Annotated in this window: 8 protein-coding genes; 3 read left to right on the top strand and 5 right to left on the bottom strand. The window is 66.2% G+C overall.

Annotated features, from left to right (window positions below):
• Window positions 1-145: 145 nt before the first annotated feature.
• The 3 genes from ACFPZN_RS36110 to ACFPZN_RS36100 form a co-directional block, all read right to left on the bottom strand.
• On the bottom strand, window positions 146-5,239 hold the full coding sequence (locus tag ACFPZN_RS36110) for a class I SAM-dependent DNA methyltransferase (protein ID WP_378286941.1): 5,094 nt from the start codon (window positions 5,237-5,239) through the stop codon (window positions 146-148).
• A gap of 75 nt (window positions 5,240-5,314) precedes the next feature.
• On the bottom strand, window positions 5,315-8,095 hold the full coding sequence (locus tag ACFPZN_RS36105) for a DEAD/DEAH box helicase (RefSeq protein WP_378286940.1): 2,781 nt from the start codon (window positions 8,093-8,095) through the stop codon (window positions 5,315-5,317).
• Between the two features lie 18 nt (window positions 8,096-8,113).
• Window positions 8,114-9,142 (bottom strand): serine/threonine-protein kinase, encoded by a 1,029-nt coding sequence (locus ACFPZN_RS36100; RefSeq protein ID WP_378286939.1) that lies wholly within the window; start codon window positions 9,140-9,142, stop codon window positions 8,114-8,116.
• Window positions 9,143-9,449: 307 nt separating this feature from the next.
• Here ACFPZN_RS36100 and ACFPZN_RS36095 point away from each other — a divergent pair, with 307 nt between their 5' ends.
• From ACFPZN_RS36095 to ACFPZN_RS36085, 3 genes are all read left to right on the top strand, one after another.
• A complete protein-coding gene (locus tag ACFPZN_RS36095) occupies window positions 9,450-9,713 on the top strand; it encodes a hypothetical protein (RefSeq protein ID WP_378286938.1) in 264 nt (87 codons plus the stop codon).
• Between the two features lie 209 nt (window positions 9,714-9,922).
• Window positions 9,923-11,974: an N-6 DNA methylase gene (locus ACFPZN_RS36090; protein ID WP_378286937.1), complete on the top strand. Its 2,052-nt coding sequence runs from the start codon at window positions 9,923-9,925 to the stop codon at window positions 11,972-11,974.
• A complete protein-coding gene (locus tag ACFPZN_RS36085; protein ID WP_378286936.1) occupies window positions 11,971-12,204 on the top strand; it encodes a hypothetical protein in 234 nt (77 codons plus the stop codon). The genes ACFPZN_RS36090 and ACFPZN_RS36085 overlap by 4 nt, the downstream gene beginning before the upstream one ends.
• 307 nt (window positions 12,205-12,511) lie before the next feature.
• Here the strand turns inward: ACFPZN_RS36085 and ACFPZN_RS36080 are convergent, their stop codons facing one another.
• Window positions 12,512-13,549: a Wadjet anti-phage system protein JetD domain-containing protein gene (locus ACFPZN_RS36080; RefSeq protein ID WP_378286935.1), complete on the bottom strand. Its 1,038-nt coding sequence runs from the start codon at window positions 13,547-13,549 to the stop codon at window positions 12,512-12,514.
• A 240-nt stretch (window positions 13,550-13,789) separates the two neighbouring features.
• Window positions 13,790-14,657 (bottom strand): polymorphic toxin-type HINT domain-containing protein (locus ACFPZN_RS36075; RefSeq protein WP_378286934.1); only part of this gene is annotated, 868 nt, incomplete at its 5' end.

Here is a 14,657-nt window from a genome sequence, read left to right as displayed (position 1 = left end):
CGCGCAGCTTCGCTGACACACCCCACCCCTCCCGAGTCTTGGCCGGTAGACGAGCCGCCGCAGCCATATGCCTGCTGCCGATCACACCCAAGCCTCACGCCCTGGCCGACGCAACGAGCCGCCTCAAAGCCAGTCGAAGCCGAGTTCACGACGCCGACTCCCCATCAGGCGTCCACCCCTCAGCCTTAGCCCGCTCCAGCCGCTCCGAGAACACGGCATGTGCCTGCCGATACTCAGCTTCCCGATCCGCCTTGTAGAACGGCGGCGTGTACCCCTCCGGAGCAGGAACCCTTTCCGGATGCTCCAGATGCTCCTGGAGGTGCTTGAAGTGTTCTTTCGTCTGCCCATAACCAAATGCATATGGGTCCGCTGAAAGCCTTCGACCGGAGCTGTCAAACCACATCGCCGAATCACGATCAGCCAATATCGGGTAGCGGGCACGGTAGATCGCAATCAACTGCTCCACCGAAAACCCAAGCCATGCAGCAACAAGCGCATCGATCTCGACGAGGGCTGCACGACGTTCGTATTCCGTACGCAGCGGCGTTACTCGATCCCACTGTGGCCCCACTGCTTCCAGCGCTGGCATTTGCGGCCAGTTGACGACCCATGTCTCCGTTGACCAACTGGCAGAATATACGCTCTTCCACAATGCAGCGTAGGCCTCTGTCATACAGTTAAGCCGCAATGTCCGCAAAAGCATTGCCGATGCAAATGGGTGGCGCAGTTCCCCCACGGGCATCGCAAAAGCTTCAGCTCGCTGGAGATGCCCACGACCTGTCACGCGAAGCAGGTAGTCCAGAGGAATAGAGGCCCAGAAACCGACCAAGAGGGCAGTGGCGTGATTATCAATATTCACACCATTGCCCAGAGTGCCAGTTTTCCCCTCCACGGGCACTGCCATACTGTAGACGGTATGGACATGGGCAGGTCCTGGCGGGATCAACGCTGCGAACAGCGATCGCTCGGCAGCCTTTGGGTCGATAAATGACCTCCATGCCATGCGATAGTGTTCCGTATAGCGAGAATCGCCCCACCTATCTTGGGCCAATTGAAAACGGGAGGGATCGGCAGCCCTCTGATAATTTGTGATAGGGATCGCATCTGAGGTCAATTGCCTAACATCCCACGCCACATAGTCGTGATGGGTGCGGCAAGGGATCTTGGGCTGCTTGTAGAAGGGTGTCCCAATCGCAAAATGCGGTGCCTGCAGGACCACGTCGTCCAGCGATTCTGGCCGCATTGTTTTCCACTGAATCAAACCCTCGTCTTTGGCCCCCTTTTCATGATATCCACTACTAACATAAGGGTTACTATCCCCCAAGCGTCGAGGATAAGCGGCCAACAACTCGATACCGTCCGCTTCCGCCGTTGTCACCGGATACAGCAACGGTGTCTCCTCAACAGGAACTTCGGCGCCTACGGTGAGCTTTCTCCAGCCGTCCAGCACCTCTTCATCAACACTGATGACCCGAGCCTTATGAGGACGGGTATCCCAGGTGCCTTTGTACTTGATACCGGGAAGTTCCCCTTGCCCATCGTGCACCAACGATTTCGAGAGCACCTGAGCACTATATAGATCGCTCAAATGGACGAAACTGATCTCACTGCGAGGGCCGTACACATGCAGTCCGAACTCCTGCGTCCGCACCAGGTCCTGGAATGCCCAGTTACCAGCATTCACGAAAGTTGCATGTAGGCGCAGGTGCCTATATGCAGCAGCCCTCAAACGCCCTTCGCGAGCCCCACCAAAGTGAGTGTCGGGGTGTATCAATGCGCCAACTCCCGCACCGTTGAGACTATTCCACACACGGCACATGAATGCGCGATACAGATCTGGCTGCGTGCCAACTAGCAGTGAAAAAGTTGGCTCAGATTGCAAGAAGCTGCCGATACCACTGATTCTGGTCCGTTCACTCAGGAAGTAGTCGCGCGAAGAGTTCGGCTCGAGAAGTTTCCGCTTCCGTTCTTCCTTATAGATAGAATTTTGCTCCGTCGCCAACACGAACCAGGGTGCAAGTTCGGCCAGTACAACTGCCTCTTCCCAGCGGGGTCGTACCCAGGGTGGGTTGCCTACCTGGAGGTCGAAGCCGCCCTTGTTGAAGATCTGGGCGAATATCAGTTCCCAGTGGAAGAAGCCTTGCTGCTCGGCGATGTTCTGGACGGTGTGGAGCCAGGGGAAGAATTCTTCCAGTCTCCACTCGTCCTCCATGCCCATCCAAGTCGGAAGCGCCCTCTCGTACTGGTCTAGGTCGCTGAGAAGGTCAGACTTCGGGAACAGAGAACGCTCTTCGTCCAAGTCGTCGGCGCCCAGGAGTGCCTCGGCGAAGTCGAGCCAGTCGTCAAGGCTGTTCAACGGGGTCACCGTGCGGCGCTTGACGCGCGGCTTGGCTGGCTGGCTCTTGCGGCGCTGCTTCTGGAGAGCAAGTTCCTGCTGGGCAGGAGGTAGCGCCCCGTCCAGGGTGGGCGCCTCCCATCGCTGCTGAACAACGAGCGAGTCCGTAGTGGCTGCTTCTTCCGCCTTCTGCGGCTCGGCGACACGGCTGATAACGTGCGGGGCCTTGAGCACCTCGTACTGCTCGTCCGTTCCGTCCAAGAGACCGACCTTGTCGAGCGGCCAGAACCACAGGGCACACCAGGCGTCCATGACGGTCTTGAGGCGCCAGTAGGGCGACCCCTGCCTGGTGAGCCTCTCCTTGATCTCCTCCCTGGGGATAGCCTCCTTGGGCTCGGGCAGATCCTCAGCGCCCCAGACGTCCACACGCCGACTGATCTCACGTTCGGAAAGCTCCAGCCGCCTGATGACCAGGCCCCACAGGAACTCGGCCCGGCGAGCCAAGCCTTGAAGGCGTTCAGTCTGAGAGCGCTTCTTCCCAGTAGAAGGGGAGGTGCGGAGGCGTTTGCGCCAGGCGGCCAGTTGCTTCGCCTCTTCGGGGGCGAGGTTCTTGGCCTCCTTCTCGCCCGCTACCGCTCCCCAGCCCTGGGCGGGTAGCAGGAAGTGGTGGATGTGTCCATGGGGGATCGGACCGTCCCGGAATGGGTGGTCGTTGGGGGCGGTGGTCAGCCAGGCACCCTTCTTCAGAGCGTCCGGGGCGTACAGGCGGCGGCCTGCACCGATGAGTGAGTTGCCTCGGCGGAGGTGGAGGCCGAACCAGGGGGCCTGGAGGCCCTCGTGCATGACGTTCAGCCAGAGCGAGACCTCCGCCAGTTCCACGGCGGTCTCGTTGAGGTCCACTCCATAGGAGTTGTGCAGGGCGATGTACGCCTTGACCTTCTGGAGTTCCTGGATGTAGCGCTCACCTTCGAGGCGTTCACTCCTCAACTCGGCTTGGCGGCGCTTGAGGTATTCGGCGGCGACCTGGTTGATGGCCTCGTTGAGGAACGCGCCGGAGCCCAGGGCGGGCTCGCAGATGGTCCAGTCGAGGATCTCGCGGGCCTTGGTGGTCGTCCCGTCCTGGTCAAGTCGATGTTGCAACGCGAGTTGGACGGTGACCTGGGTCAGGGACTCGGGCGTGTAGTACGAGGCACTGGTCTGGCGGTCGCGGCCGGCCAGCCGGTAGACGAACGATCCGGGCTTGTAGCTGACCCACTCGCCGGTCTTGATTCCATTTTCGTCGATGCGGCGCACGAACACCGAGTCGTCGTAGTCGGCGACCTTGTGGGCGGGGATCATCCAGGAGCCGTCCTTGGGGTCGCCGTTCTTGGCGACCTCGTACAGCTCCTCCTTGGCGATGAACCCCGTGTACGACATCAACCCCTCGTACACCGCTCCCAGCTGGTTGATGCCGAGCTGGGCGTAGGAGATGAAACCTCCCCGCTCCTTCCGCTTCCCCTTGGCCAGCATGAGAAGGCGAAGCACCTTCCGGAGGGCTTCGTTGCGGAGGCGGGTGTCGATGCGGCGTGGGTTCTCGTCGTCATCGTCGAGGACGAACGTCCCGATGTGCCTGGTGCGCTCCGGGTCGAAGAGGTCGCTCTTGAGAGGCTCGAAGCGCAGTCCTTCGCCCTCGGACTCGCCGGGCTCCGTCCCTCCACGGGGGTTGTAGCCGTCGTTGACCATGCGGAACAGCAGGTCCAGCGAATCGTAGAAATGGAATCCGCGGCGGGACTCCTCTGACACCAACTCCCGGATGAGCAGGTCGCCGAGGCGGGCCATGCTGTACCCCTTGACGTACGCCTCATCGTCCGCGGGCAGCACGTGCAGTTCGGGACGTGCCTCGGCGTACAGAAGGAAGAGGATTCTGTACAGGTAGCGGAGGGATTCGCGGCCGAGTTCCTTGGCGAACGCGGCGGGCTCCATGAGGTCAGCGGGTTTCACGCCCTGCTCGTACAGGCGATTCAGCACCTCGTTGGCGATGATCTCGACGGAGTCGCGGAGTCCATCGCGCAATTCCTTGGAGACGCCGACGGCGTGCTGGCGGGAGCTGGTGAGTAGTTCGGCCAGCCGTTCCGTCCCGCCCTCTTCGGGCGGCAGCAGCGTGTCCGCGCCGAACAGGGCCGCGATGGTGCCGAGCTCGTCGGGCAGGGCGGTGCCGCGGCCCAGGGCGACGTCCAGGCTGACCGCGAGGTAGCGGCCCTCGCCCCAGGTCATCCGGTCCGCGAGGATGACCACACCGCCCGCCAGGATGAGCACGTAGCGGGGCGGGTCCTCGCTGTTGAGCAGCCAGGACGCGAGCTTGTCCCCGGTCTCGATCGTCTCCCTGCCGTCAAGCTCGACCCCGCGCAGCAGCAGGCCGGACAGTTCGGGGTCGAGGGCGGCGTCCACATCGGGGGCCCAGCCGCATTCGATCGCGACGACGAGAGGGCGGTCGTGCGGGCCCGCGTACGCGACGTCCACCTCATAGGCACCGCCGGAATGTGTGACGGTGAGTGTGCGGGGCTCCGCCTCGTACCCGAGAGCGCGCAGGACGTGGCCGTGCAGCTCGTGCAGCGACTTCTTGTACTCGAGCGGGTCGGGACGGACGGGCGCGTCGTCCCGGACGGCTTCCAGGTAGTCGGCGAAGGTGGGGCGCGCCTTGAAGTACGGCTTGCGGAGGGCGCGCAGACCGGCGCGGGGAGTCGGCCAGCCGCTCTCCTCGTCCTGGTTCTCCTCGCCACCCTTGTGCTCGTCGCGCCAGCGCTTCTCCTGCTCGGTCCAGCGGGCGAACAGGCCGTCCTTCTTCTTGAGGTCCTTGGGCAGCACCTCGGCCAGGTAGTGCGCCGAGAAGTAGTCGCCGCGGTTGACCAGCGAATCGAACGTCATGGTCACTCCCCTCCCCCTGTGGGGGGACGAACCCCCACACCCCCAGCAAGAACAGCGGTCAGTCCTTCGCTCCGCTCAGTCATCATGCGGAACCAGGACGGCGAGGACGCGCAGCAGCGGCTCCCCAGTGGTGCGGATGCTCTCCATGAGCCGCCGCTGCTGGTCGGCCGTGTCGCGTACGTCGTCGCGCTTGCGGGCGCCTCGTCCCTCGGCCGGAATGCCGGACAGGGACGTCTGCTCCCAATCCACGAGCCGCTCGCGAGGCCCGCTGAGCTGCTTCTCGACCTGCTCGGCGTGCTCGTCGCGGCGGGCGTCCAGGCGGCGGCGGGCCTCTTCCACCGCGTTCCGGACAAGGGGGCGCAGGCGGTCGAGGTCCGGCGGACGCAGCGTGTTGATCATCTGGGGGCCGACTCCCGCCTCGGCGAGCACCTCGAACATGTCACGGACGCGCGGGCAGTGCGGCAGGCCGTCGATCGCCATCCACTCCACGACGAGCGGCTGCCCCAGAGCATTCGAATAGATGCCTTGCAGCAGGAACGCCGGCTCGTCCACCTGGGCGGTGATCACGGGTGCCTGCTGCCGTACGAGTTGCACCTGCACCTTGTCGACCAGCCACTCCACCATCGGGTGCAGGTCCGACAGGTAGGCGATGTCCGGCCACATGGTCTTGGTGCGGCGGGCCTCGTCCAGCTTGCGCTGGGCCAGGGCGCGGTTGAAGGTGACCTTCATCCGCTCGTGCACCTTGTGCCTGCGCAGGTAGGAGGCGGGCAGGGCCGACATCCGCTGGATGAGGTCCGGCGGCGGTTCGAAGGCCAGCAGTTCCCCGTCGTCGTCGATGCGCAGGCCGGGGACCACCGTCCGCAGCGCCTCTCGGACGAACGCCTCGGTGGACTCGAACAGTTTCGGGTCGGGCGCGCTGGGCGGCGGTTCCTGGGTGTTCTGCTCCATGGAGCCCATCAGGTCGGCCAGGAAGTCGAACCCGGCGGGCGGCGCCTCGTCCAGGGACTGCTCGACGGTCTTGCCGGCGAGCAGGTCCTTGATGAGTCGGTCCTCTTCCTTCTTGGCGGTGAACTCGCGGGTGACCGCTTCGGCCGTACCCAGGCTGCGGTGCGCCTCCTCCTCCCGGCGCAGCAATTTCTCGGCGACGGTGGTGTCGTCCTTGGCGCCCTCGATCTCGGAGGTGAGGATCAGCGCGTGGAACTGCGGCTGGTGCTCCTGGCCGTAGCGGTCGATACGGCCGTTGCGCTGCTCGATCCGGATCAGGCTCCACGGCAGGTCGTAGTGGATCAGGTGGTGGCACTGGCGGTGCAGGTTCACGCCCTCGGACGCCACGTCACCGGTGACCAGCAGCCGGACCTCGCTGTCCTGCAGGGAGAACTCCTCCACGATCCGCTGCTGCTCCTGGTCTCCGATGCCGCCGTGCATCAGCAGCACCTGATCGGGCCGCAGGCCCAGCTCGGCCGGGACCGTTTCCGTCAACCAGTTCAGGGTGGGAACGCTCTCGGAGAACACCACCGCGCGGGTCGCCTTGCCGCCTCCGACTCCGATTTCCTCAAGCTTGTCGATGAGGGCGCGGCGTTTGGCCGAGTCCTTGTCCTGCATCGCTCCGGTAAGAGCGGCCAGGTCGGTGAGGGCCTCGATCTCGCGGGGCTCGGTCGCGTTCTTGAGGCGTCGTCCCACCGTCGAGGCGAGCGCGACATGGGACGACAGGAACGCTTTGAGCAGCGTGTAGGGGAACAGCCGCCGGTCCGGGCCGGCCAGGGGGCCGCCGGTGCGCTCCGGCCCGTCCAGCCAGACCTGGGTCAGCTCCTCGAAGATCCGCTCTTCCTTGGGCGTGGCCGGACAGCGCACCGCGACGGAGGGGCCGCGGTCCGGCCAGCGGCCGCCGATCTGGTCGCGTACCTCCGGGCTGACCTTCGTCCTGCGCAGGTAGAGGTGCTTGATCTGATCGGCCGAGTAGTTCTTCGGGTCGGCGATCGCGGCGGGGTCCAAAAGCCGGACGAGCTGGGCGAACGACTCGGCGTTGCCGTTGTGCGGGGTCGCGCTGGCCAGCAGGAGCGCATCGGTGTGGGCGGCCAGGAGCTTGGCCAGCCGGTTGCGGAGATTGCCCTCGTTGATGAGGTTGTGGGACTCGTCGATGACGACGGCGTCCCAGTGCATGTTCTCCAGGTGCTGCCCGTACTTGCCCTGGTTCTTCAGCGTGTCCACCGAAATGATGGCGCGCTTGTAGAACAGGAACGGATTGCGGCCGGCCGGGATGTCACGCTGGATGCGCTCGAGGCCGACCGAGTCGAGCCGGACCAGCGGGATCGCGAACCGCGTCCACAGCTCGTGCTGGAACTGCTCGAGAACCTGCTGGGGCGTGACGACCAGGATCCGCTCCCCCCGGCCCCTTCTGATCAGCTCGGCGAGGATCAGGCCGATCTCCAGGGTCTTGCCGAGGCCGACCACGTCCGCCAGCAGGATGCGGGGGCGCAGCCCTTGCAGCGCCAGCTCGGCGGGGCGCTGCTGGTAGGTGAGCGGGTCGAGGAGGAACCGATCGGCCAGTGCCAGGCCGCGCTGGGTCTGCGGCAAAGGAGTGCGGCGCAGCACGGATTCGAGGTAGAGGCGGCCGCGGGCGAAGGCCGGCGTGGTGTCGGCGACCGGCTCAGTGTCCTCCGGACGCAAAGGGCGCACGTCCTCGATGTCAGTGAAGAAGATCGCGTCCTCGTCCCGGACCAACTCCGAGACCCCCACCGCCCGGACCATGTAGCCCCGCTCGACCGGGGTGCAGGTGCGCACCATCCACTCGGCGTCGCGCACCTCGATCCGCGCGCCGTTCGCGAACGGCGTGGCCTGCGGATGTGCGATGGTCACTCGCAGAACTCCTTCATCTCAAAGCCGTGTCGAGGTCGCGTAGGCGGCGCGGATCCGGTCCGCCAGCGCCTGGATCGCGGGCCGTGGCACGGGGACCGTGACGGGACGGCGGCGCCACGCCTGCGAGGGCGGGTCGAAGTCGGACGGCGGGTCGGTGTCGCGCTTGACGAAGGTGAGGGTAGCCAGGTGCACACGAGCGTCCCTCGGCGACAGGCCCGCTTCCTTGCACACTCGGCGAAACTCGTCGGCGGCCTCGGCCAGGGTCGGGCGCGAAGCCGGCTCGTGCGCCACCATCGCGACGATCACCGGCTCCAGCGTGGGCGGCAGGCCGCTCAGGTCCGGCGCGATGTTCGAGTCGGTGATCGCGTGGAAGAGCGCGTTCTTGTTCGGACGCTGATACGGGAAGTGACCGGCCAGGGCGTAGATCAGCGTCGCGCCCAGCGAGTACACGTCGGCCGCCGGCGTCAGGTTCTTGGCGCTCTCCACTTGCTCCGGAGACATGGTGACCGGGGTGCCGAAGGTCTCGTTCGTCGAGGTGAGCTCCTGATCCTCCAGCGCCTCCAGCAGCCCCGCCAGCCCGAAATCGATGATCTTCGGCCCCTCCGACCCCAGCAGGATGTTGCCGGGCTTGAGGTCGCGGTGCAGCAGTTTGGCCGTGTGGACGGCGATCAGCGCCTCGACGAGAAGGTCACCCAGCGCGGCGCCCATCGCCGCGGCCAGCGTGCCGCGGCCTTCGACGTACTGCCGCAGCGTGAGGCCGCGCACGTACTCCATGGCGAGCCATGGTGGCTCCTCGCCCTCCGCCGCGGCGGCGACCAGCCCCGCCACACCGGGCCCGCGGATCATGTCCATCACCTTGATCTCGCGGTTGAACCGTTCACGGACGATCTGATGGCCGACCATCGCGTCCCGGATCACCTTGACCGCAACCTGCTCCCCGTCCGCGGTAAGCCCGAAATAGACAGCCCCCATGCCACCCTCACCGAGCCTGCCCCGCAACTCGATGCCTCCGATCACGCGGGGGTCGGATGGCTTGAGGTCATCCATGCACACCTGCCTCGCCGCGCCGGCATCATCACCGCCACACTGGATCGCCCGTCGTGCAGATAGTCATGATACGAGCCAGACTCACCCTTGCAGGCCGTGTCCTGACAACCCGATCACTGTCGTACTCGGGCGTCGTCAGGAACGCAAGCCGACGGGCCACGGCCCGCCCTCGGCCCCCAGGCCAGACCCGGCCGACAACCAGAAGTACGTCCCGAGCGTCTGGCAATCCAGTTCACCGGGTTCGGTGACGTCCCTGACTCGGATCTTGAAGAAGGGCCCGGGAGCCACCGCTCGAGTTCCGCCGCGAGTGCTGCATCCGGTCAAGGACGGCCCGCCGGTCCGGCAGGGCGCTGCGGATGTGCAGATGCCCAACCGGAGCATCTACATCCGGCTGGGCCAGGACCACATCGACGCGGGTCTGGAGCCGAGGCTGGCAGCGGCCGGCCACGCAGGACTCGCGGCGTCCCGGCGCCGGATCGCGCGCGTGGAGACCGAACCGGCGGTGACCCAGCGGGCGATCCAACCTATGCAGCAGGCCGTGCCCCAAAACGGTTCGAAGCGATCGAGGTGATGGACGGACGGCGGCTGCCTATCAAGGCGTGCTGCCGCGTCCTGGGCGTGTCGGAGTCGGGGTTCCCTGTGTGGCGCGAGAACCCGTTCCGGGGCGGCCATCGCGTCCTGCCGCTCGGTCAGCAGGCCGGCCGGCTTCTCCCGGCTCAGCGGAAGTGCGCATCATGATGCGCAGTTGCCCTCAGGGCGTCCTTCCCCGAGACTTGCTTCATGACCGCCGCCCCGGACGAGGACGCTGCCGCCCTTCGTACCCAGGAGATCCTGACCGAGCTCTTCGGACCGCTCTCGGTGAGAGTCCGCGGACGCGAGCACCCGACCGTCTACCTCCACCTCCTGTCCTCCCTCATCCTGCTGCGCCACCGAGACAGTCCGGCATGGTCCCGGCTGCGCGACGATGTGCGCGGCGCACTCGACGAGCAATGGTCTCCGCAGGAGTTGCTGCGGGCGATCGGCCGCCGCGTCGCGGCGGCGCTGGAATCGGCTGGCCTGCCACCGGGATCGGCGGTCCGGCTCGACGACCTCGACGCCGAGGCCGTCGACGACGTGGCGCACATCGTGCGGCTGTGCGAGGAACTCGGGGTGGACGCCTTCCACCCACTGCTCGACCGCTTCCAGACCTGGAGCAAACCGGCCGACGAGGCGTTCTTCGCCCCGCGCTCGGTGGTGAGGACGATGATCGATCTGCTGCTCAAGGACGGCCGCGCCGCCGGGCGCATCCATGACCCCTTCCTGGGCGGCGGAGAGTTCCTGGCAGGGGCGTTGGAGGTCTCCCCCGGCCTGCGGTTCTCGGGAACCAGCCCCTCGCGGGACCTGCTGGAGATCGCAGGGATGAGGCTCCACGCGCTGGGCGTCCCGCAGGTGGACCTGAGTGTGGCTCCTCAGCCTCATCAGACCGCTTCGCCTTCCGCGCAGGTCGATGTCGTTGTGTCCAACCCGCCGTTCAACAGCCGGCGGCACGGCCGCCACGAGGAGCCGGGCAAGGACTGGGTCTACGGATCTCCACCACCGCACAACGACAACTACGCCTGGCTCCAGCACATCCTCGGGTCACTCGCACCGGGCGGCCGGGCCGGTGTGCTGATGCCCAATCGGGCGGCGGTGTCCACCGACGCCCGGGAACTGCACATCCGGAGGAGGATGATCGAGGACGGGGCGGTGGAGTGCGTCATCGCCCTGCCCCGCCAGCTCTTCGCCGGAACCGCCGCTCCAGCGATGATCTGGGTCCTCAGGCATCCCACCGGTCGGGTGGCGGCACAGGGCGGGCGCATCCTGCTGATCGACGCCCGCCGGTTCGGCGTCAAGACCGGCAAGCAGCGCGTCCTCGCCCAGGACGAGATCGACGCCCTGGTCGAGTGCGTGCACCGGTGGCGTTCCGGGGACGACAGGTGGCTTGAGGCGCTGGGCGGTCGCGGCGCGGCCGCCGCCGTCCCGGTCGCGGACATCGCGGAGCGCAGCCATTCACTCGTCCCTTCAGACCACCTTCCCGAGACGCCGTTCTGGCCCGGCGGTGAGACCGGAATCCAGGTTCCACGACCGGCGGCCGCGCTGGAATTCCAGACGGAGCAGGCCCGGGAAGCCGATGCGCGGGCCGCCCGCATCAGCATCGCGCACCGGACGCTGGACGAGCGCGGTCGCGTCAGTGACCGGCGGGAGGTGCGATTGGCTGATCTGTGCCGCATCCAGGCGGGCCCGTCCCACAGCCTCGTCAAGAAGGCCGAACGCGCGCCCCATGGCGTCCCTCTGGTGATGCCCGCGCACCTGAGGGACCATCGAATATCGGTCGAAGACCCCGTCCTGCTCTCTGTCGAGAGCGCGCGTGCACTGGAGAAGTACCAGGTCCGGCAAGGCGACGTTCTCATCGTTCGCACCGGCTCGGTCGGTCCGACGGCGCTCGTCACCGCGGCGGAGGAGGGGTGGCTGCCGTCCACCAACCTCATGCGTCTGCGCCCCGACGACGGCGTGGAACCGGATTACCTGCTGGCGCTCCTTTCGTCTCCGACGGTCCAAAAGTGGATCGAGGCGCGCAGCGGGGCGGCCAGTGCCATCCCGTCCATCAGCGCCGCGAACCTCGGGGCGCTTCCGGTGAAGCTGCCGCCAGCCGACGAGCAGCGCCGCATCGGCCTGGCGGTCGACGCCCTCGACACGCAGATCATCGCGCACCACGCCTTGGTGAAGGCCGCCGAGACCACACGCGATGCTCTGGCCGACGGACTGGTCAACGGCCTGCTGGAAACCGTCCACACCCTGGAGGGAGCATCATGACCGCCCCCCGGTCGCACAGATCGCGTACCGTCCGTGCCCTGCTCGCGACGATCGCCGTCCTCCTCGGTGTCATCGCCGCGCTGGTCGGCGGCATCCTGCAGCGCCTCGACGGCGACTCGCTTCCGCAGGCGATCGAGTACGGGTGCGGAGTGTTCGGAGCCACCGTGCTGTTCACCTTCGCGGTGTTCTACTTCCTCGGCGGCAACGGGCCCGGAAACGGCGAGAGCTGAGCCGGCGAGATCACGCGCCTCCGCCCTACCGGACAGCGCGAGAGGCCTCCTGCCCGCCGACTCCAGCGGTGCCGGCGCCGGACCTGCCATGGTCATGACCGGAGAAGCCGACGGCGGAGCCTCCACCGCGAGATCGACCTTCCTGGTCGGACAGGTCGTCAGACTGGCCACCTCGACCTGGAAACCGGTGTCCCCACAATCCCCGCTGCGTCCATCCTCGTACGCCGCCGGTGTCGAACACGATGTTCCGGCCGGCACGCGAGGCTTCCTGAGACGGGCCCGCCGCTTGGCGAACAGGCTTGAAACCCTACGCCCCATCGATCGGGTGACAACGGCTGCGGCCCGGTGACGAAGGGGATCTCATGCAGACGTCCAGCAACCGGGTTGCGGCGTGGGCGAGGGGAATGGCTTCCTGTTCGATCCGGCGGAACGGGGTGGGGCCTGCAGTCGCGATGGTGTCATAGGCGGTCGTCTCGGCTTCGGTGAGGTGCGGCAGGATCACCGGGGACGGCTTGATGGGGCGACCCGCCTTGTCATGGTTCACCCCGTGCCGGGCGTAGCGGTGCAGGTCCGTGGCGTCCATCAGGATCGAGGTGACCGGTTTCGGTGGCGCTTCGTCCGGTCCGGGCTCGGCCAGCGCGGCGCGGAACCGGTCGAGGATCGCGTATCCGTCCGCGTCGATGTCTCCCCAGTAGGCGACGTGCTCCGCAGCGCGGATCCAGGGCACGTTAGCGAGCAGGGTCCCGGCCGCCTTACCGCCGCCCTCGACCACGATCGTGTCCCGCACCGGTGGGAACCAGAGCCGGGAGTCGCGGTTCTCGACGACGAGAACGATCCGCGGCCGGTAGGCGATGTCGTGCGTGTCGCCGGTGGTCCAGGCGTCATGCCTGCGACGGCCCGACGCGGCGTGGCCTGGGTCGACGTAGGTCAGGTGCAGCACGGCCGGCCGGGGCCGGACCTCGTCCCGGACGTCGCGTCCCGCGACGTCGCGCAGCAGCGCGCCATGGGTGTCGAGCCACTTGGTGTGCATGCCGGGGACCGGGAGTTGACGTGCGGTCCACGCTCCCGCGTCCGGGTGCCGACGCAGCCAGGTCACCGCGCTGAACAGCACCTCGGCGTCGTCGGCTCCGAGCTGGTAGACGGCCCGGACGGTGGCCGGGGTGAGGACCGCGCCGGTGGACCGCAGCGACTCGGTCTCCAGCTCGTTCAGGCGTGTCGGCGATCTTGGTGACGTTGCCGGCGGGGTCGTAGGTGTAGTTGATGTCGTTGTCGCCCGCGCCGATGTTCTCGCGGTCGGTGCGCGGGCGGGTGAGCCGGCGGGTGGCGTCGTCCGCGGGTAGGCCACCCGGTAACACCCGCCGTCGGGTATGACGCGATCAAGCCCCTTGAGGGCGAGCCGTTCGACGGCGTCCTTGATCCACCGGTTTCCGAGCGTCAGAGAGGCAAACGTATGGCGCGAGAGCCCCCTGCCAGGAGGCGCTGGCCCACCGGCAGGCGGCCGCGGACTATGGCGCGTTCATCATAGATGGCGTTCCCGACGCCCACCCCGTTGACCCGCCCGGCTCCCCCTCTTAACATGCTTACTTCAATTTTTGTAAGCGAGACCGAGGAAGCTGGGATTTTTCAAGAGATCCGGATAATCCTCAATAAGAGACGTGGTGCCCTTATGGACAAAGTCAAGCAAGGCGATCGCCAGCTCTTTATCGCTCACGTCCATGACCCCGTCGACATAGCTGCATGTCACGCGAACTCGATCAGCGTGGCGCTGCACGGTCAGGTGACCATCGCGCTCGTAGAAATGAAGAACCCCATCGCCCGAGCTTTGAGCTCTTGCGAATGCCCCAGGAAGGTCGGTCATGGCATTGATCATGGAGACCAATCCAAAATTCGTAGTCGCACCGACTTCAACATAGTAGGTGTGATCGATAGCGACGGTGAGGTTGTGGACATGTTGATACTGGCTCCAAGTCCGGATGGCGGTTACCCGAACCTGGGTGCCCGTGTCGGAACGTAGCCACATTCCAGCCCTCACCTGCTCGGCGGGCAGCCAGCGGGAGAGGGATTGGACCCAGAAGGGATGATTGCCGGTGGCAATGATCACGTCGGCCTTGACGCCGCGGTCCCCGTCACTATCAATATTCACCTGTACGAGGTTCTTGATATCGGCCCCGGCGACCGTCGCCACAACGGTGCGGTGTGAAGTCTTGCCTGTCCTGATATCAGTGGCCAGCACTTTGTCCCCGGCCTTGATTTTCTTGATCGGTTTGGTCCTGCCGTCGGGCAACCTGACCCTTGTGTCAGGCAGAAAACTGTTCTTCTTGCACAACTTCGGTGCGGCGTCGGCGGCGGCTCTGGCTGTGTTGGCGGCTTTTTCGGCGGCTTTGAGGGCTCGGTTGGCCTTGAACCAGTCCTTGATGCCTCCGGCGATGTCGGAGACGGCTCCCCAGAGGCGT

The organism is Actinomadura rugatobispora, assembly GCF_042656285.1.
Lineage (GTDB): Bacteria > Actinomycetota > Actinomycetes > Streptosporangiales > Streptosporangiaceae > Spirillospora > Spirillospora rugatobispora.
The sequence above is the reverse complement of the archived record's forward strand: the minus strand, read 5'-3'. Positions and strand labels throughout refer to the sequence as shown.